We start from the raw sequence: 19,319 nt of genomic DNA, 5'->3' as shown, positions 1-19,319 counted from the left end.
ATTCAAGTTGTTTTTGATAAGGATATTTATATGAAATTCATTAAGTGGCTCCTGGCATTAGTGGTGACGCTCATTCTTTTAGTCACAGTGTATCTCACCGTATTTTTCGACCCTAATGATTTTAAACCTGAAATAGTTGATGCCGTAAAAAAACAAACGGGTCGTGAATTAGTCATCGCTGACGATTTATCCTGGACCTTTTTCCCTGTTATCGGCATTAATTTAGGGGGCGTGTCTTTATCTAATCCTGAAGGCTTTACCCCTAAGGCTATGTTAGAAGTCAACAAAGCCGTTGCCGAAGTGGCGTTGATGCCATTGTTTAGTCAGCAAATTGAAATTGCGGAACTGAGTCTCGATGGCGCAACCATTAATTTAGTGACTCGCAAGAATGGCACCAGCAGTTTTGATGGATTAAGTGGTGATAATAGTAAGAAAGCCGCAACTCCAGCGGCCGAAACTTCCTCAAATGCCAAACTGAACGATATTAATATTGGCGGTATTTCAATCACCAATACCCAAATTAATATGATTGACGAAGCGAAAAAGCAAACTCAAGTCTTTACCTTAAAAAGCTTCACCTTAGGTGAGTTCGCTTTAGAACAATTTGCGCCCATCGCCTTTGAATTTAGTGCAACTATGCCGGACATGACGGTAAGCAGCGAAGGCAAAGGTGAGCTAAAACTAAGCCGAGACTTTACGCAACTCGTCGTCAATGGACTCAAAATTGACACTGTGGTGGAAGGTGAAAGTATTCCCAATAAGAAACTCGAAACATCGATTAGCTTAGCAACTCAAATCGCATTAGATAAACAGCAATTGTCCGTCGATATTGCGCAGCTTACCGCGGCGAGCATTACCGCTGCGGGTAAAGTTGGCGTAAATTACGCCACAAAAATTCCGCAAATCAATGCTGATTTTCAAGTCGGCGATATCGATTTAGATACGCTGTTACCTAAAACGGAGACCGCTGCTGTAACAGAACAAGCACCCGCGGCTAGCACTCAGGCAGTTGAGCCTGATCTCTCAGCCCTTAAGCAGCTTGATGTAAAACTCAAGTTGACCGTTAAGTCTATTAAGGTCGCTAATCTGTCGACTCAAAATTGGTTGATGGATGTGGGAATTAAAAATGGCGTGTTAGATCTAACGAAACTGAATGCGGATTTATACCAAGGTAAGTTGCTGGTGAGCGCTCAGGTCGATGCACGTCAAGCGGTGGCAAGTTATCAATTCGATAAAAAAGTGACGGGTGTACAAATTCGTCCTTTGCTGAAAGATGCGGCGGATGTGGATTTACTGGCGGGTACGGCCAACTTTGATGTGAAGGGTAAAGGTAAGAGTTTGCTCCCTGAGCAGTTAAAGAAAAATCTATTAGCTAATGGTCATTTTGATATTAATGATGGGGCTTTGTACGGGGTTAACATTCCGCAGATGATCCGTAGCGCCCAAGCTAAGTTAAAGGGTGACTTATCGCCAGAAACCAAGGAAGAGCGCAAAACCGACTTCTCGAGTCTGACTGGTAGTTTCTCGCTGGATAATGGCGTTGCTACTAACCCAGATCTTGCTATGTCTTCACCTTTATTGCGTTTGGCGGGCAAAGGTACGGCGAATTTATTGACTGAAGCCTTAGACTACAGATTGACGACTAGCCTAGTGAATTCATTAAAAGGTCAGGGCGGTAGCGACAAAGATGCGCTGACTGGAATTGACATTCCGTTGGCTATTACCGGGACTTTCCAAAAACCTGAATATGCCTTGGATACTAAAGCGTTACTGAATAATCAGTTAAAAGAAGAAACCGACAAAGCTAAGGAAAAATTAAAAGACTCCTTACTGAAAAAACTAGGAGGTTTCTAATGGTTGCTCCAATGCGCTACGCATTGCTTGTTTGCGCGAGTGCTTTTGTCGGCGGGCAACTTGTTGGGTGCTCGGCGCCTGAAGCCGCTGATACGAGTCAGTCTACCAAGGGCGAGACGACAACAGCCGCGGCGGTTCAGCCTGAGATCGTTCGCGCTGCCGATCTTGCGCTCGATGTTACAGGCCTCAAAAGTACACCGACATTAAAGGTTGAACCTATGATGACTGATGCTACGCCAGGACTGCTTCGCGGCGAGTTAGCCATAGAGCCATTTGTGGATTTCAAGCAGCCAGTTAAGGCAACGTTGACTGTGACCAATCCACAAACCTATGCCGTCGGCCTGCGTTATAACTCAGGGATGACGGCGGATTTGTGGCTGGTAACGCAAGAGGGCAAACGTCTGTGGGCATGGTCCGATGATATGATGTTTACCCAAGCGTTAAGCGATAGCAAGTTGGCTGCGGGGAAAGTGATTACCACTTCCTTTAGCATTCCGCCCAAAGCGTTTGCTGGAATACCCGCAGATGGCGCTCGTTTAGAAGCGCATTTTGCCGCTAAAGCATTAGAGTCTGATGCCGTCGTTATGGCGCCTGTTGTCTTATTACTGACGATGGAATAACGCAGCCTCCCATCATAGAGAAAGCTCATAATAGAAAAGGCAGCAATCCGATAGGGTTGCTGCCTTTTTGTTCACTGTGGCTCAATCTTGCTTAGGGACCATAATACTAATCATTCAGTACAAACGATGAACCTGTTTAGCCTTATGCGTTTAACTTACTTTCATCGACTACTAATTTAATCACTTGGCCTGGTTGCAAATATTGTGATTGCGCTAGGCTATTCCATTCTAATAGCTCGGCCACAGTCACGTTAAATTTGCTGGCGATACGGGCGAGTGAATCACCGGATTTGACCTTATAACTCACAGTGCGAATTTGCGCAGTTTGCTCAAGATTTTTCGGCGCTAAGATCACCAGTTTTTGACCATTTTGTAGCTTGTCACTCTTACCTAATTTGTTCCAAACGCTAAGTTGTTTCACTGTCACTTTATGGGCTTGGGCGATTTCAGAAAGTGTGTCACCAGACTTAACCTGATAGGCAATTTTTGTCGATTCAGTCGCAGCGTGCGATTTCTTCGGCAATTGTTGCTGAGTCGACAGGGCATAGAGCTGTTTGTCTTGCGCATCGACAGGAATAATCAAATGCTTACCCGCGACTATGGTATTGTTTTTCATTCCGTTAGCGGCGCGAATTGCATTAATCGTCGTGTGGTGCTGCTTTGCAATTTTGCCAATACTGTCACCGGATTTGATCGTGTAGCGTAGCCAACTGATCCTATCTTCGGTTTCTGTTTCGGCGAGCGCTTTCTTAAATTCTTCCGATTTATCAATCGGCAATACTAAGGTGTGCGGCCCCAGTGGCGAAGTGGCCCAGCGGTTATAACCAGGGTTGAGCTTTTGCAGCTCAAGTGTGGTCATGTTTGCCAAACCTGCCGCCATGGCTAAATCAATTTGGCTATCAATATCAACCACTTCAATTGAAGGATTGTTGCTGATTGGCGCTAAAGTGATGCCATATTCATCGGCGTGTTTAATGACTTCGGCCAGCGCCAGCAGTTGCGGTACGTAGCGTTCGGTTTCACTGGGTAAATCCAATGACCAAAAGTCAGTTTTTAAGCCTTTCTTCTCGTTACGTTTAATCGCATTGAGCACCCGAGATTCACCCGAGTTATAGGCCGCAATAGCATAAAGCCAATTGTTATTGGTTTTATCGTAAAGATATTCCAACATGTCGAGCGCCGCAGTCGTTGAAGCGGGTACATCACGGCGACCGTCGTACCACCAGTTCATTTCTAAACCGAAATGGCTGGCCATTGGCGTGGTGAATTGCCACAAACCCGATGCCGCACTTGCTGAAGACGCCGATGGATCAAAGGCGCTTTCTATAATAGGTAATAGGGCGATCTCAATCGGAAGATGACGCTTTTCAAGCTCTTCCACGATCAGGTACATATAAGGTGCAGCACGCTCTGAGATGATCTCTAGATGCTGCGGATTTTTGATGTACCAATCGCGATATTGGTTTACCAATTTTTGATCTGGAACCGGTAACTGCATACCTTGACGAATTCGCTCCCACACATCGGTAATTTGCGCCGACGGAGCCTCAGTTGCGAGGTAATATTCTGGGACTGTATTTTCGGTTGTGACGGCTTCAACTTCTGTCTGATTAACGCCATGGTTGTCTAATGTCTGACAACCTGTGAGTAGGGCAAATCCCCCTACAACAACATAAAGTGATACTCTCATTGAAAACGGTAGTCCTCTGTTAGTGCATAGCTTTTCTTTATAGTAACAATATGTTTTATATGAAGATAAAGACGACGCAGCGCGCAAAGTTTTCACGCAAAACGAGCCATTCTATGGGATCTTTTCGATCTTGTCCCTTAATTATCGTACATAATGTAAGGCCATTTTTGATTTACATCATCAAAAATGGAAAAAACTGTTTAAATTTCAATCTATAATATTGCTTTTGTGATCAAAAATTATCTTTCCACTGTCTGAGCAGGGTAAAACCGCCAAGTTCGTCTAAATTGGCATGATTTAGATCGCTAAAATGCTGTTTTATGCTGTCAACAATCTCAGTGTCGCTGGCACGTAGAAAGGGATTGATGGCGCGCTCTAAAGCGATGGTGGAGGGGATAGTCGCTTTGTCTTGGCGACGCAACGCTATGGCGCGTTCGTTATAGTCTTGCAGCGCACGATTGTTGGGATTGACCGCGAGGGCAAATTTGAGGTTTGAAAGTGTGTACTCATGGGCACAATACACCCGAGTGTCGGCGGGAAGCTGTGCAAGTTGCTGTAGTGAGTTGAGCATTTGCGCTGGCGTACCTTCAAATAAGCGTCCGCAGCCAGCGCTAAAGAGGGTGTCACCGCAGAATAAGGCATCTGCAATAACATAGGCGATATGTCCTGCTGTGTGCCCCGGTACATCTAAGACTTGCAGCTCGCCACTCATGTAGTCGAGTGTAAATCTGGGCTGCGCTGCTGCGTGCAGCGGATGGGTGATGCCTTCAATCTTCTCATTATCTGGGCCATACACTGTGAGCCTGTTTTGACTGTAGGCTTGAAGTTCAGCGACGCCACCCGTATGGTCATTGTGGTGGTGGGTCAGTAAAATGCCTGCTAGCGTGAGTTGATTGGCCTCTAGATAGTCAATAACCACACTCGCATCGCTGGGATCGACGACATAAACCTGTGTATGGGGCTGTTGTTGTAACACCCAGATATAATTGTCATTAAAGGCTTTGATCGCTGTTATAGTGAGCATAGAACCGCCTATGTCTGTATTTCAATTCGAAGATAAAGGTATTATCCATGAGTGAACGGCCCTTGGCGACCTTTGCCGCTTTTGCCCTATGGCTAAATGGCAGTAATCTTTGACCCAATTGGATACTTGTCTACCAAGCTAACGGAGGAACTCTGTGTCGCATTTTAGTACTGAGCTCAAACCCGAACAATGGAGCGACTTACCCAATGGTGAGGCGTTGCAACAAGCCGTTGCTAAACAACTTGAAGATTGGTGGCCAAGAGTCTTTGGTTATCATTTATTAAAATTAGGGCCTTTGAGTGCCGAATTGTCGAGCATGGCATCGCCAGTCGCCCATCATTTTTCACTCTCACCATCCAAAGGCGCCTCGATCGAAGGCGATTTTTGCCATTTACCTCTGCAGAATGCGGCGATAGATGCGGTGGTGATGAGTCTATTGCTCGAATTTGAACCCGATCCTTACCGTATTCTTCGTGAAACCGATCGGGTACTCATCGCCGGAGGCTATCTTTTTATCATCGGTTTTAATCCCTTGAGTCCAGTATTTTTGGGTAAGTTATGGCCTAAGTATCAGGATTGTCTCCCATGGAATGGCCGCTTCTTTATGCCATCAAGGGTGCGAGATTGGTTAGGTTTATTAGGTTATCAAGTGGTGGGCGATGAACGTTTGGTCTATCACCCTTTAATGGGTGATTTCAACCAAGGTAAATTTTTTCAACAGAGTTTAGCGTCATGGCTGCCTAGCGCGGGCAGTTTGTATTTGATTGTGGCACGCAAACTTGAGTCGCCACTCACGCCTATCCGCGATAAACGTAAGGTGCGGCAGACAAATTGGACCACGGCACCGACCGCGGGACGTTCAGGGCATTTATCAAAGCATTCGAAAAACGGATAAGCCTTTTCCATTTTAAGTACAGGTTTTTATATGCGGATCACCCTAAGACAACTGGCGGTATTTGAGGCTGTGGCGCGTAGCGGCCAAGTCGCAAAGGCGGCGGAGCAGGTTAATTTATCACCACCGGCCACTTCTATGGCCTTGGCTGAGTTAGAAAAACAGCTCAATGCCCGCCTATTCGAGCGCATTGGCAATCGATTACAGCTGAACTCGCAGGGCAATTTACTGTTGCCACTGGCGACGGATTTATTGCACCGTGTCGAGCAAATTGAGCAGGCATTTACCTACCATGGTGGCGATTTGGTTGGGCGGTTAAGTATCAGTGCCAGTTCGACCATTGGTAACTATCTGATGGCGAAAGCCGCAGTGGCATTTTGTCAGCAGCACACTCAAACCCATGTGGATGTGGCGATCACAAATACTCAAGATGTGATCCAAGCGGTTGCGCAGTTCCGATCTGAAATGGGCTTTATCGAAGGTCATTGCACCGATAATCGTTTGAGTGTTGAAGCTTGGCATAAGGATAGGCTGCTGGTGTTTTGTCATTCGGCGCATCCTCTGGCGGGGAAAGTGGTTAAACCGGCGCAAGTGAGAGGCCAGTCATGGGTGTTACGCGAAGAAGGCTCGGGCACTCGTGAGTATTTTGTCAATGCCGCCAATGAGTTGGATATGCAGCCAGAAGCCAAATTCTGCTTTACTACGCCGGATGCGATTAAACTGGCGGTGAAACAAGGTGCTGGGCTTGGGGTGTTATCTGAGCTGGCGCTGGAGAAAGAAATCAGCCGCAAAGAGTTGGCGTTAGTCACGATTGAGGGATTAGTGCTGGAGCGGCAGTTTTATCGCATCACCCATAAGAGCCGTCAGGCGACATCCCTTGGCCAAGCTTTTGTGCAGTTCTGTGAGAATTTTTTCAATATTGCAGGCGTGGAACCAAATAAGCCGTTTGATAGTAATGGTCATATGCAGTGAGCTTAAGCGGTTAATTTGAACTGTGGGTTTACGGTGAGATGAATAGTGAAATAAATCATCAAGCCTAAGTGTTTAGCTTAGGCGTGATGGCATAGAACTTACTTTTTCGAATTTAGCTTGTGTGAACTTAGTTTGTTCTAACTTTGCTTGTATAAGCTAAGGGCCACAGGGTTAAGGCTGGTAGCCTAAATCGGGTTGGGTCGGTTTTGATTCAGCCGCAGTGCGAGCTAATACATCGCAACGTTCGTTTTCGGCGTGTCCTGCGTGACCTTTAACCCATTGCCAGTCGATAGTGTGCATCTGTGAGGCTTTATCTAATCGTTTCCACAGGTCAACGTTTTTCACTGGGGTACGGTTTGATGTCATCCAACCTTTTTTCTTCCAGCCATGGATCCACGTCATTATGCCTTGGCGCATATATTGGCTGTCGCTGGTGAGTACGACTTGGCAAGGCTCTTTTAAGCTTTCTAACGCTATGATCGGGGCTAATAACTCCATGCGATTATTGGTCGTGAGCGCAAAACCGTCGGACATCTCCTTTGTATGGCCTTTATAATTCATTACAATGCCATAGCCGCCAGGACCGGGATTGCCTAAGCAAGAGCCGTCGGTGAAGATGTGGATCAGTTTTAGTTCAGTCATCAAATTGTTACCATAGCCGGGAATTTCGGCCGAGTATAACCAAAAATTGTCATAAGAAGCGCATAAAAAAATGAATATTATCTCTAACGCTAGCCGTCAGGTTATTTTGGATACCGAAACCACAGGTATGAACCAGGGTAGCGGCGCCATCTATTTAGGCCATAGGATCATCGAGATTGGTTGTGTGGAAGTGGTGAACCGCCGTTTGACGGGGCGTTATTACCACCAATATATCAATCCAGGTCAAGCCATCGATCCTGAAGCCATTGCCGTTCACGGTATTACCGATGAGCGCGTTTCCAAAGAGCCGCGTTTTCATCAAGTTGCTCAAGACTTTATCAACTTTATCGACGGCGCTGAAATCGTCGCCCATAACGCGAACTTCGACGTGAGCTTCATGGATCATGAGTTTTCACTGTTGCAGCCGCGTGGACCAAAAACCGCTGATATTTGTCAGATCCTCGATACCTTAGTCATCGCTAAGTTCTTGCATCCTGGTCAGAAAAACAACCTTGACGCCCTCTGTAAGCGTTATGGCGTGGATACGTCGCGCCGCGAATATCACGGTGCTTTGCTCGATGCCGAGATCCTCGCCGATGTTTATCTGATCATGACCGGCGGGCAGACAAAGTTTAATTTGTCTAACGAGGAAGCGGGGCAGGAAGCGGGTGGTATTCAACGTTTTGATCCGCAATCACTTAACCTTAAAGTGATCGGCGCATCGGCCGATGAATTGACTATGCATGAACAACGCCTTGATTTAGTCGCAAAATCAGGCAAATGCCTCTGGAGAGGATAGAAAAATCACTATGCCGATGTCGCGCCATAAACCCATTTTAGCGCTTTGCCTTGTTGTCACTACGCTGTTTGCCAGTGTGACGTCTGTATTGGCCGCCGAGGCTGAAACCGCTAAAAAAGTCGTCAAGCCGCCCAAGGCCGCGCCGATTATAGGATTGGAGACGGCTTCTGAGCTTAAAAACCGTTTTCGCATCGACCATATGGTCGATAACATGACGCTGTTAGTGGAGCGCGAATACGGCTCTGCGCCTGTGGTGATAGTGTTGCCCGATGGCAGTAAATGGTACGCCAATCGCCATCCCGAAACCGTCAAGTGGGTCGATGGCATTACCGGCGATATTATTTACATTGAGTCGCCTATGCCTGGACCTTGGCAGTTGGTGGGTAAAGTCGTCCCAGGGTCGACCCTCAAAAAACTCTCTAAACTCGAAATCGAAGTGCAGCCTTTGCCGCAGCCGCTATTCCAAGGTGAGCAAGTTAAAATTGTCGCCCAGTTGATGGGGGATGCTCAGCGTGTGCGCATGCCGGGACTCGACTTTCTGGTGGAATGGACGGCTCATTTTGTGAGTAAGCACAGGGCCGGCGATGAGAACTTTGCCGCGGGTGACATTATTGTTGGTTCCTATAAAGACAATGGTGAAGATTATGATGAAAAACCCGATGATGGCGTATTTACCAGCAATCTCAATGTAAAGCAGCCTTGGGGTGATTATGAGTTTGTGGTACAGGCTCGCAACAACGTGTTTGAGCGGCAGATTTCATTTCCGTTTAGATTATCGCCGCGGCCAATTAATTTAGAAGTCATTACCCCAGACGATCCGTTAACGGGGCAATGGAAAATCATGTTGCACGTCGATAGTGCTGTGCTGCAGCTAGCTGAAACGCATTTTTCCTTTGAGCTAGTGGGTCCTGCGGGCTTACAACTGCCGTTGACCGTTAATGGTCTTACAGAGCCGGACTCTGAATTAGATTTACCGACTGTGACTGAGTTTGGCAGTTATCGAATTAAAGGTTTCGTGGCGACGACGACGATTACGGGGCGAGAAATCGTACTGGATTTGCCAGAGCTATTTTTCAACTTAATTCAGCCGCCAGAGCCGCCACCAAGCGCTGAAGAGTTGGCCGCCGTTGCTGCACAAAAAGCCGCAGAGGAAGAAGAACTTGCGAAGAAAGATGCCATGTTCTGGATCATCACGATCAACGCGATTTTATTAGTCTTGGGCGTCGTGGGATTAATAGTGTGGCGTAAACGCCAAAGTTTAGCGCAGGCATTAGCTGCTGCTGAGTTACGTTTATTGGAGGAAGCATCGGCGAATTCAGCAGCTGCGCCGTCATTAGATGAAATCGATCTTACTATGCCAGATGAGGCGGATAAAGATCGTTAGCCAAGTGTCGCTGATGTGTTTGAGTTATGACTTTGAACAAGGGCGTCGCAGCGATATTTGGCACATAAATCAAGGTCGGAAATTGATTTGGTTTTTTTTTAATCAAATGATAAATCTAAGTAAAAAAACGGTTGACGCCCGCAGGGCTCAACCGTATTATTCTTCGCATCTTAAGCAGAAGCCTTGATAAGTCAGTTGAATTATCGTTCTGTTTAAAGAATCTGAAGCGTGGTTTAATTTTATTAGACTATCGTTTTGACATCAGCGGCCTGTCACGCTGGGGTTAGCGGGTTTTGAAACTCGTCAGATGTTGGATATGGAAGAATTTGGAGCGGTAGTTCAGTTGGTTAGAATACCGGCCTGTCACGCCGGGGGTCGCGGGTTCGAGTCCCGTCCGCTCCGCCAAATTAATAAAAAGGCCTTACAGCAATGTAAGGCCTTTTTATTTCTATCTTTTTCATCAAATAATTGCTGCGTAAAATCGCTGCAGCTTGCAGTCCATCGCTGTTGCGCCTTGGTTTCACTTAGGTCATGCAGTCTTCGATAAACTTTATAGCGTTTATACTTTTGCTGCTATTGTTAAGCGAAATAGATAATTCCCGAGCCATTATCATGCTCATGTCATCTATTTCATTAAAGATAATGCGAGCTCATTGTTTTCCTCACCTAAAGGATTTTTTATGGTTGAACAAATCACAGGTATGTTAGCGCTGATTGGGGTGTTATCGCTTTTTTGTCAATGGCTTGGTTGGAAATTGCGGTTACCGGCGATTTTGCCCTTACTGCTCTGTGGACTGACCCTTGGCCCCGGACTTGGCTTCCTTAATCCCGATGCGATTTTTGGCAATTTACTCTTTCCGATCATTTCTCTCGGGGTTGCCGTGATTTTGTTTGAAGGTGCATTGACTCTCAACTTTAAAGAAATCAAAGATCATGGTCGTATGGTGACGCATCTTGTGACCATAGGAACAGTGATCACTTGGGCTTGTATCAGCGCGGCCACCTTTTATTTACTCGATTTTAGTTGGGAAATTGCACTCCTCTTTGGCGCATTAGTGGTGGTAACGGGACCGACGGTTATCGTGCCTATGCTCAGAAGTGTGCGCCCAAAATCCCAATTGGCGAGTATTTTACGCTGGGAAGGCATAGTCATCGACCCAATAGGCGCGCTGCTTGCAGTATTAGTTTTTGAATATATTACAGTTTCAGGCGATCAGACAACGCATGTGCTTTATGCCCTAGGTTCAATGCTTTCTCTAGGATTAGGACTTGGAGCGGCAGCAGGTTACCTCACTGGGCAAATATTAAGACGCAACCTGTTGCCACATTATTTGCGTAATACCGCAGTCTTAACCTTAATGCTTGGCATCTTTGTCGGCTCGAACCTATTACAGGAAGAGTCGGGTCTACTGACTGTGACCGTTATGGGCATTTGGCTTGCCAATATGCGCGGTGTGGATATTGCTGAAATCCTTGAATTTAAAGAGACTTTAACCGTACTACTGATTTCGGCACTGTTTATTTTATTGGCGGCGCGATTAGATTCTAATGCCATGCTCGACTTAGGTTGGGGTGGACTAGGCGTTTTAGCGGTCACTATGTTGTTAGCTCGGCCGCTGAGTATTTGGGTTTCAGGTATCGGCACCTCTTTGTCGAGGGCCGATAAGTGGTTTTTATGCTGGATTGCGCCGCGAGGCATAGTCGCTGCGGCGGTATCGTCATTGTTTGCGATTAAGTTAGAAGCCAACAATGTGCAAGGCGCCGATGCGATTGTGCCCTTAGTGTTTTTAATTATTATCGGCACGGTCGTTATCCAAAGTTTAACCGCGGGACGTTGGGCGCGATTCCTCGGTGTCAAAGCCGATTCTGCCCAAGGTTTATTGATTTTCGGTGCTTCTAAATTTTCCCGTGAGTTAGCGAAAATTTTAAAAGCCAAGGATGTCAAAGTGCTATTGGCTGATAATAACTGGGATAACATTCGCCTAGCTCGTATGGATAATATCCCGGTGTATTTTGGCAATCCCGCATCGGAACATGCTGAAACCTATATGGATTTAACTGGGATTGGCCGCGTGTTGATCATTTCCCCTTATCGACAATTGAACCCTTTAGTGAGTTTCCATTTTCAAGATTTCTTTGGCACTAAGAAGGTCTTTGGCTTAAATAATACCGAAGTGGGCAGTGCGCGCCACCAGCTCTCTGAAACTTATAAACAGCGCTTATGTCTGTTTGGTGATGCCGTGTCCTATGCCAAGATAGCAAGCCTGATGGCGAGGGGCGCTCAACTTAAAGTGACCAATTTAACCGAAAACTTCAGCTTTGAGCATTTCCGTAAGCGTTACGGTGAAACGGCTATGCCACTGGTTTATTTAACCAAGGAAGGTAAGGTCGTTGTAGTGTCAGGCAATGATACTGTGTTCCCAAATGGCATTGAATTAATTAGTTTGTTGCCAATTGAAGCCTTAGAAGAAGCCAAAGTACAGCAAGCGATTGCAGAGCGAGAAGCACAGGAAGCCCAAGAGAAAGCGGCCGCAGAAGCCGCTTTAGCAAAGGCAAAAGCGGATGAAAAGGCTGAAGATAAAGTTGCTATTGAGGATAATACCGCTGATCCACTTCAAGCTGTAGATGAGACTTTAGTGAAGAGTTAACCTAGGCTGTGATTGGTATTAGACTTCGCTTAGTGATGGAGTAGTCTGAATTATCATTTGGTGATATGTCCCGTCCTAAGATAGGTTGACAGTTTCTAGGCCAGCTCCAGTAGCTGGCCTTTTCGATTATGCACCTGATTGGGTGTTTCCATATCCAAACTCAGATGCGGTCTCATTTCGTTGTATATCGCTATCGATTCTCTAACAAGTCTCTTCAGCTCTTCCAGCGTTTTACACCGGTAGAGTAAAAACTCCTGCTTCAGGATCCCGTTTACTCTTTCTGCTAAGGCATTTTGATAGCAATCATAACCGTCTGTCATCGACGGCTGAATATGGTTGGCCTGCAGTTCATCTTGATAAACGGCTGAGCAGTATTGCGAACCTCGGTCTGAGTGATGGACCGCATTAGCGCTATAGCGCTTATCTTTGACCGCCATTTTCAGTGCTTTCACTACGCTTTCTGCTTTCATGTCCGTACTCAAGTGATGACCGACTATCTTACGTGACGCGGCATCGGTCACTAGTGACAAATAGTGCACGCCTTGGTCTGATTCGAGATAGGTAATATCGCTGACCAGTACATGCTCGGCATCGTGTAGTCCCTCTTCCTTCAGCAGGTTGGGATGCTTCTTCATCCAATGCTTGCTGAATGTCGTTTTTGTGAAGCTTCTCTTGGGCTTAACTAGCAAGCCTTCACTTCTCAAGTAGGTAAAGAACCCGTCTCGCCCGAGTTTGATATCATGTTCAACCAGCTTTGGCTGTATCAAGGTATAGAGCTTACGCGTCCCCAATATTGGCATATAGTTACGCCAATATTGGACCCAGTCTTTGATGACCGATAGCTCAGCGCTTCAGCTCGCCATTCGGGCGACAGCCTGATAAATACCTTGCCGTGAAATACCGACAGCGCGACACGCAACGGCGAGGTTTATTTTGCTTTGGGTTTTGGCTTGCCAGAGATACCGGATAAGTACTTTTTTCTGAGGCCGGCTCCGTATTCATTGTCCATGATATCGACCATACCATTGAGAATTTGGTTACGCAGCTTCGCTTCGGCTAACTCACGCTCAAGGCGCTTGATAGTTTCGCCTGGGGTTTCTTTTGAATGAGGCATAAAGGGATGCTGAAAGAGTTTCGACCAATCGAGTTTACCATGCTTTCTCAGCCAGACGAGTACCGTTGTTTTACCCTGAATGCCAAAACGAGTCTGCGCTTGCTTGTAAGTCATTTCGCCTTTTTCAACACGTTCAACAACGCCTAATTTAAAAGCTAAGGTATAATCGCGTTGAGTTCGCTTACGGCTTGAGTTACTTGATGTTGTCATAAAGAAGTCCTCTTTATGTCAACATATTTCAGGACGGGACAACTTGTTATAAAAAAGGAGGCTAGTTAGCCTCCTTTTTGTTGGTTTAAATCTTACTGAGTGGATTACGCTGCGCGTTCCTGTGAAGAGGTTGAAACCACTTCTGGACGCAGTTCAGCAGGGTCAAAGTCATCAACGTTGATTGACTTCATACGACCGATTTCCGCTCTTTCTAGCAAGTTAACTTCATCGTCGCTCAGCACGCCCAGTGCTTTACCTTCAGCGGCTACTTTATCTAACCACATGAAGGGTAGACGTTTACCGCTCGCCTTACAGACTTTGTCATGCAGAGGCTCAGACGCGATGATGTCCAGCAGCGTTTGTTCTTGGATACCCACAGCATTGTGCTCAGAGTTGGTCCAGAACTGGCCTTTACCTAAACGGTCACGGCTTTCACACGGTGTTTGCATGATCTTAGCGACTTTATGATCTAACACATCGCTTGGGCGTTTCAGTGGACGACCGAATGGGAACATAACCACGCGTAATGCGCCGCCAAGTCCCATAGGGAAGTTATCCAGCAAATCGTCTAAAGAGGCTTGTAACTTGTACAGCGCATCTTCAACCGCCCATTGCACTAATGGTAAGTCGTCGGTTTGACGGCCTTCATCTTCATAACGTTTCAGCGTGGCAGATGCCAGATACAGTTGGCTCAGTAGGTCACCTAAACGGGCAGAAATACGCTCTTTACGTTTAAGGTTGCCGCCCAAAGTTGCCATGGCTAAGTCAGAGAGCAGGGCAAGGTTGGCACTGAAACGGTTCATCTGTTGATAATAACGCTTGGTTTTATCTGAATAAGGCGCGTTAGAGAAACGGCTTGATGTCAGACCTAACCAGAAGCTACGGATGAAGTTACTGGTCGCGAAACCAATGTGACCAAAGATGGCCGCATCGAAGTTAGCTAAACCTTGACCCGATTCGGTATCAAACGCTGACTCCATTTCTGCAAGCACGTACGGATGGCAGCGAATTGCGCCTTGGCCATAGATGATCATAGAACGGGTCAGGATGTTTGCGCCTTCAACGGTAATCGCGATAGGCGCAGCTTGGTAGCCACGGCCTAAGTAGTTATTGGGGCCAAGACACACGCCTTTACCGCCGTGAATATCCATGGCATCGATAACGCATTTCTGCATTCTGTCTGTCAGGTGGTATTTCACAATCGCAGAGATAACCGACGGTTTTTCACCTAGGTCGATACCTGTGGTGGTTAACGTGGTTACCGCATCCATCAGATAAGCGTTACCGCCGATGCGTGCCATTGGCTCTTCGATACCTTCAAGCTTACCGATAGGCAATTTGAACTGACGACGGATGCGCGCATAAGCACCTGTTGCTAGTGCCGCGGTTTTCACGCCGCCAGCTGAGTTTGATGGCAGTGTGATACCACGACCCACTGATAAACATTCCACCAGCATGCGCCAGCCTTGACCTGCCATTTTCGGGCCGCCAATGATGAAGCTTAATGGGACAAACACTTCGTTGCCGTGAGTTGGACCGTTTTGGAACATACAGTTGAGCGGGAAGTGACGACGACCAGTTTCAACTCCTTCCATATCGGTAGGGATCAAAGCACAAGTAATGCCGAGTTCTTCTTTATCGCCAAGTAGATGTTCTGGATCGCGCAGTTTAAAGGCTAAGCCTAATACTGTCGCGACAGGGGCTAAAGTGATGTAACGCTTGTTCCAGGTCAGTTTCATACCCAGAACTTCTTCACCTTCCCATTGGCCTTTACACACGATACCAAAGTCAGGAATAGAGCCTGCATCGCTACCAGCTTCTGGGCTGGTCAGTGCGAAGCAAGGTACTTCTAACCCTTTGGCTAAACGTGGTAAATAATGGTTTTGTTGCTCTGGCGTGCCGTAATGTTGCAGCAGCTCTCCAGGGCCTAAAGAGTTAGGCACACCAACAGTTGATGCCAACTCACTGCTCAAACCTGCGAGTTTTTGTAACACGCGCGATTGGGCATAAGCTGAATATTCTAAACCGCCGTATTTTTTCTTAATGATCATGGCGAAGAAGCCATTATCTTTCAGATATTGCCATACGTCGGCAGGCAGATCGGCAAGTTGATGTGACACTTGGTGTTGATTCACCATGCGGCACACTTCTTCAACAGGGCCATCGAGGAAGGCCTGTTCGTCTGCACTTAAACGCGCAACTGGGTAGTTATGTAGTTTTTTCCAGTTAGGGTTACCCGCAAACAGATCGGCTTCCCACCAAGTGGTGCCGGCTTCAATCGCTTCTTTCTCTGTTGAAGACATTTCCGGCATGATGCCGCGATATACCTTCATCAGTGGACGACTGATCACATTTTGTCTAAATGCACTGATATTTAACGGCAAGGCTACCACAAGGAAAACGATCCAAGAGATAGGGCCGACAACATCGAGTGTCCATCCTGCTGTCATCACAACAGCGGCTGCAATAGTGGCAGTGAGCAAAGATACCCGAAGGTAAGCTAGGGCTCCTAGCACTAAGATCATGGCGATGATCCAAAGTAGGGTAGTCACTGTAATTCTCCTTAAATATGACCGAGTGCCAACCACAGGTCATAGAGTGTTTTGTTGATTGCGATCACAATTATAGTTTGTGGTCAGACCTGTGTCGCATAAAAGTTAAACCTAAGACAATTTTAATACAAGTATTTTTCAAACAATTGTTTAAATTATTTGTCAGCTTTGATCATTCCACAAATGTCATCAACTAGTTACAATGCCAGCAAGTGGATTTTTGATTGATGATAGGCGAGAAATATGTGCGAGTTACTGGCGATGAGCGCCAATGTGCCAACCGATATTGTGTTTAGTTTTACGGGATTAGCACAACGTGGAGGCGTAACGGGTCCCCACGTGGACGGCTGGGGTATTACGTTTTACGAGGGCAAAGGCAGTCGTACTTTTAAAGATGCTTGCCCGAGTAGCGAATCGCATATTGCAAAATTGATCAAATCCTACCCGATTAAAAGTGAAGTGGTGATAAGCCATATTCGCCAAGCGAATCGCGGCTGCGTATCTTTAGAGAATACTCATCCTTTTACCCGCGAATTATGGGGACGTTATTGGACCTATGCCCACAATGGCCAATTGACGGACTATCTGCCTAAGTTCAACGTCTCGCGCTATCAACCCGTTGGCGATACTGACAGCGAACTCGCTTTCTGCTGGATTTTGGAACAAGTTGCCCAGAAGTTTGGCGGCACTAAACCCGAGGATATGTTGGCTGTGTTCCATTATGTCGCGACGTTGGCCGAGCAAATCCGTGCCTTAGGTGTGTTCAACATGATATTGAGCGATGGCGAGCATTTGATGAGCTATTGCAGTAACAACTTATGTTACATCACTCGCCGCGCGCCGTTTGGCAAAGCGAAACTTATTGATACCGATGTGGTGATTGATTTTGATAAGGAAACCACGGCCCACGATGTCGTGACTGTGATTGCGACTCGTCCATTGACTGAGAACGAACAGTGGCATGTCATGCAGCCCGGCAACTGGAAGTTGTTTAGATTAGGCGAGCTGTTAATCGATCTTTGATGTTATCCAACAGCGCTAACACCAGCATCTGCGCGAAAAATGGGTGCGAGCAGATTTGCGGCTGACTTTGGTTTGTTCAGGTCACTTTTTAAAAAGATTGAGTCAGTATCTAACGCATCTTTTAGCAATCAAGGATTAGTGATAGGCCATTAGCAACGAACTTGTTGCAATGAACTGTCAGCTATGAACTAGTAGCCATGAACCAGTAGCTCTGGACTATTGGATCTGAACTTTGGCAATGAACCATTAGCTATGAGCATTAACCGAACTTAGAGGCTGGCCCTAGGTTCGGTTAAATATTAGTTCAGTTAAATATTAGCTCGGTTAGATATTCATTCGGTTCGGTATAACTTAGGTTTGGTTTTATCGGTGTGAGTTCAGCTAAGGCTTTGTATCATTGAGTTAAGTTGATTCCCTTAACCTAACTCAATGCTTTGCCAGTTAACCTTCTGTCGTGCCGAGCAGTTTTGGTACTTGTGGTTGCTCAGCAATATCTGCAGGCGCGCTTTCTTGGCTCACAACTTCATCGAAGTGATATTTAAGTAACTTAATATCCAGCTGCTTACTGCCTTTTTCAAAATGTGTTAACCGTACGGGCAGGTAGGCTAAGTCTGGCGCCATCCAGAAGAAGGTTTGGCGTTTTTTATTGTCACGCACCACTTCAATTTTGACTGTGTCGTAACTGCCACTGTCGATGTTCATCCGTTCTCTGCCAATCACATGGAACTTGTATTCATCCAGTTCGTTGTCTTTGACCATCTTGTAGTCAAGCGCTTCTTTGCCCGCGGCCATATCGAGCCTGAATTGCAATTGCACCATTAGCGGATCGAAAATTTCGCCTTCATAGGGGAATTTGCCTTTCTCGTCTTTATAACGGGTATGAATAAAGCCCTGCGCTTTGGCGAACGCGGTTTGCTCTGTGTAATTCGGGCCGACACCTTGGCGCTGCTGTAAGTAACGCAAAGGGCTGAGTTGACTATTTTCTTGAGTAAATTCACTCAAAATGTGGCGCACATCGGTTAGCAATAACAGGCTAAGGTCGCTGTCAAAACGATACTTATACACCCTATCTTCTGGATTGGGCAGCGTGTATTTAGCTTTACCGAGTTCGATATCCCCATAGTTGACTTGGTATTCGGCCGTCTGCGGCGTGAGCGGCGTCGGCGCGGCTATGGCAAACATACTTTGGGTGAGGGCAGTTAAGCTCACTAATAATGTGGGAATGGTACGCAAAGAATGCTCCTTGGGTCGCAGGTTTTCACCTTGTATCACTACAAAACGCTCAGTAGTGGTTGATAAAAAAGTGTCGAGTAGCATGCTTACTTACACAGTTCAGGGTAAATCAGTTCAGCGTAAATCAAAAATCGGAATCGACGGTTAGCAGGTTATAGCCGAGGCCGACACTTCTGTAAATAGCGATGTAAACAGTTTATGGATCAGTATATTAAACTAAAATGGCATTGCCATGACTAAAGTGACCAGATCGGGACGCCACTGGTACTCAGACAAACTAACTTTGCCGCAGTTCACTGTTATTCCTTCGATTCTTAATAATTCCATCTGTTCCTGAAAGGAGACTGAATTTTTCTCGAAGGAGATTTTACCCTGACTATTGAGGACTCTGTGCCAAGGCAGAGACAAATGCTCGGGTGCTGATTTGAGTGCCTTGGACACATAACGTGCTCGCCCCGGTAATCCCGCATAATCGGCAATTTTGCCATAACTGCTGATTTTCCCCTGCGGGATCATCGCAACGATATGCCAGATTTTCGCCATGGGAGACAAGTCCACCGCTTGCGGCTGGTGACTCGCTAAATCCTGTTCATCTTGTTTATCTTTTTCAAGATAGCGATACAGCGGCGATTTGTCTTTCGGAAACGATGCCATCGAATAGT

14 protein-coding genes, 1 tRNA gene and 1 pseudogene are annotated in these 19,319 nt (G+C 46.4%); 9 read left to right on the top strand and 7 right to left on the bottom strand.

Going from position 1 to position 19,319, the window contains the following annotated elements:
• The first annotated feature begins 30 nt into the window (after positions 1-30).
• Entirely contained in the window at positions 31-1,854 is a 1,824-nt protein-coding gene (locus OX890_RS13530) for an AsmA family protein (protein ID WP_126492047.1), read from the top strand.
• Positions 1,854-2,474: a BsuPI-related putative proteinase inhibitor gene (locus OX890_RS13525; RefSeq protein WP_126492046.1), complete on the top strand. Its 621-nt coding sequence runs from the start codon at positions 1,854-1,856 to the stop codon at positions 2,472-2,474. Before OX890_RS13530 ends, OX890_RS13525 begins: the two co-directional genes overlap by 1 nt.
• Before the next feature lie 142 nt (positions 2,475-2,616).
• Here OX890_RS13525 and OX890_RS13520 read toward each other — a convergent pair whose 3' ends face one another.
• Together OX890_RS13520 and gloB are read right to left on the bottom strand one after the other, a co-directional pair.
• Complete coding sequence (locus OX890_RS13520; RefSeq protein WP_063884328.1) at positions 2,617-4,164, bottom strand: lytic transglycosylase; 1,548 nt, start codon at positions 4,162-4,164, stop codon at positions 2,617-2,619.
• Between the two features lie 232 nt (positions 4,165-4,396).
• Positions 4,397-5,188 (bottom strand): hydroxyacylglutathione hydrolase, encoded by a 792-nt coding sequence (gloB, locus tag OX890_RS13515; protein ID WP_126492045.1) that lies wholly within the window; start codon positions 5,186-5,188, stop codon positions 4,397-4,399.
• A gap of 154 nt (positions 5,189-5,342) precedes the next feature.
• Between gloB and OX890_RS13510 the strand changes: the two genes are divergently transcribed.
• Together OX890_RS13510 and OX890_RS13505 are read left to right on the top strand one after the other, a co-directional pair.
• The gene (locus OX890_RS13510) at positions 5,343-6,083 is read left to right on the top strand and encodes a class I SAM-dependent methyltransferase (protein ID WP_126492044.1); all 741 of its coding nucleotides are present in this window, start codon (positions 5,343-5,345) and stop codon (positions 6,081-6,083) included.
• Between the two features lie 30 nt (positions 6,084-6,113).
• Positions 6,114-7,052 carry a LysR substrate-binding domain-containing protein gene (locus tag OX890_RS13505; RefSeq protein WP_126492043.1) on the top strand — a complete coding sequence of 313 codons (939 nt, stop codon included), beginning with the start codon at positions 6,114-6,116 and terminating at the stop codon, positions 7,050-7,052.
• A 171-nt stretch (positions 7,053-7,223) separates the two neighbouring features.
• On the opposite strand, the gene rnhA is transcribed toward OX890_RS13505, so the two are convergent.
• On the bottom strand, positions 7,224-7,694 hold the full coding sequence (gene rnhA / locus OX890_RS13500) for a ribonuclease HI (RefSeq protein WP_006081489.1): 471 nt from the start codon (positions 7,692-7,694) through the stop codon (positions 7,224-7,226).
• Between the two features lie 70 nt (positions 7,695-7,764).
• Between rnhA and dnaQ the strand changes: the two genes are divergently transcribed.
• From dnaQ to OX890_RS13480, 4 genes are all read left to right on the top strand, one after another.
• Entirely contained in the window at positions 7,765-8,493 is a 729-nt protein-coding gene (gene dnaQ, locus OX890_RS13495; protein ID WP_006087270.1) for a DNA polymerase III subunit epsilon, read from the top strand.
• Between the two features lie 10 nt (positions 8,494-8,503).
• Positions 8,504-9,877, top strand: coding sequence for a TIGR03503 family protein (locus OX890_RS13490; RefSeq protein WP_126492042.1), 1,374 nt, complete (start codon positions 8,504-8,506; stop codon positions 9,875-9,877).
• A 328-nt stretch (positions 9,878-10,205) separates the two neighbouring features.
• A tRNA-Asp gene (locus tag OX890_RS13485) sits at positions 10,206-10,282 on the top strand.
• A gap of 275 nt (positions 10,283-10,557) precedes the next feature.
• Positions 10,558-12,525: a cation:proton antiporter gene (locus tag OX890_RS13480; protein ID WP_126492041.1), complete on the top strand. Its 1,968-nt coding sequence runs from the start codon at positions 10,558-10,560 to the stop codon at positions 12,523-12,525.
• A gap of 95 nt (positions 12,526-12,620) precedes the next feature.
• On the opposite strand, the pseudogene OX890_RS13475 reads toward OX890_RS13480, so the two are convergent.
• Positions 12,621-13,849: pseudogene (locus tag OX890_RS13475) on the bottom strand (IS3 family transposase).
• Positions 13,850-13,953: 104 nt separating this feature from the next.
• The gene (gene fadE / locus OX890_RS13470; RefSeq protein WP_259215899.1) at positions 13,954-16,401 is read right to left on the bottom strand and encodes an acyl-CoA dehydrogenase FadE; all 2,448 of its coding nucleotides are present in this window, start codon (positions 16,399-16,401) and stop codon (positions 13,954-13,956) included.
• Between the two features lie 243 nt (positions 16,402-16,644).
• Between fadE and OX890_RS13465 the strand changes: the two genes are divergently transcribed.
• A complete protein-coding gene (locus tag OX890_RS13465) occupies positions 16,645-17,424 on the top strand; it encodes a class II glutamine amidotransferase (RefSeq protein ID WP_006081496.1) in 780 nt (259 codons plus the stop codon).
• Positions 17,425-17,865: 441 nt separating this feature from the next.
• Here OX890_RS13465 and OX890_RS13460 read toward each other — a convergent pair whose 3' ends face one another.
• Positions 17,866-18,657, bottom strand: a complete 792-nt coding sequence (locus tag OX890_RS13460) for a DUF3108 domain-containing protein (RefSeq protein WP_126492040.1) — start codon at positions 18,655-18,657, stop codon at positions 17,866-17,868.
• A gap of 216 nt (positions 18,658-18,873) precedes the next feature.
• Positions 18,874-19,311, bottom strand: coding sequence for an MGMT family protein (locus OX890_RS13455; RefSeq protein ID WP_006087286.1), 438 nt, complete (start codon positions 19,309-19,311; stop codon positions 18,874-18,876).
• Positions 19,312-19,319: the final 8 nt, after the last annotated feature.

Origin of the sequence: Shewanella sp. DAU305 (genome assembly GCF_026802235.1) — a bacterium.
Taxonomy (GTDB): Bacteria; Pseudomonadota; Gammaproteobacteria; order Enterobacterales; family Shewanellaceae; genus Shewanella; species Shewanella baltica.
The sequence above is the reverse complement of the archived record's forward strand: the minus strand, read 5'-3'. Positions and strand labels throughout refer to the sequence as shown.

What these genes read in the sequence shown, in the direction of transcription:
- OX890_RS13530 (WP_126492047.1), top strand. Translation starts at nt 31, where the DNA reads ATGAAATTCATTAAGTGGCTCCTGGCATTAGTGGTGACGCTCATTCTT.
- OX890_RS13525 (WP_126492046.1), top strand. Translation starts at nt 1,854, where the DNA reads ATGGTTGCTCCAATGCGCTACGCATTGCTTGTTTGCGCGAGTGCTTTT.
- OX890_RS13520 (WP_063884328.1), bottom strand. Translation starts at nt 4,164, where the DNA reads ATGAGAGTATCACTTTATGTTGTTGTAGGGGGATTTGCCCTACTCACA.
- gloB (WP_126492045.1), bottom strand. Translation starts at nt 5,188, where the DNA reads ATGCTCACTATAACAGCGATCAAAGCCTTTAATGACAATTATATCTGG.
- OX890_RS13505 (WP_126492043.1), top strand. Translation starts at nt 6,114, where the DNA reads ATGCGGATCACCCTAAGACAACTGGCGGTATTTGAGGCTGTGGCGCGT.
- rnhA (WP_006081489.1), bottom strand. Translation starts at nt 7,694, where the DNA reads ATGACTGAACTAAAACTGATCCACATCTTCACCGACGGCTCTTGCTTA.
- dnaQ (WP_006087270.1), top strand. Translation starts at nt 7,765, where the DNA reads ATGAATATTATCTCTAACGCTAGCCGTCAGGTTATTTTGGATACCGAA.
- OX890_RS13490 (WP_126492042.1), top strand. Translation starts at nt 8,504, where the DNA reads ATGCCGATGTCGCGCCATAAACCCATTTTAGCGCTTTGCCTTGTTGTC.
- OX890_RS13480 (WP_126492041.1), top strand. Translation starts at nt 10,558, where the DNA reads ATGGTTGAACAAATCACAGGTATGTTAGCGCTGATTGGGGTGTTATCG.
- OX890_RS13465 (WP_006081496.1), top strand. Translation starts at nt 16,645, where the DNA reads ATGTGCGAGTTACTGGCGATGAGCGCCAATGTGCCAACCGATATTGTG.
- OX890_RS13455 (WP_006087286.1), bottom strand. Translation starts at nt 19,311, where the DNA reads ATGGCATCGTTTCCGAAAGACAAATCGCCGCTGTATCGCTATCTTGAA.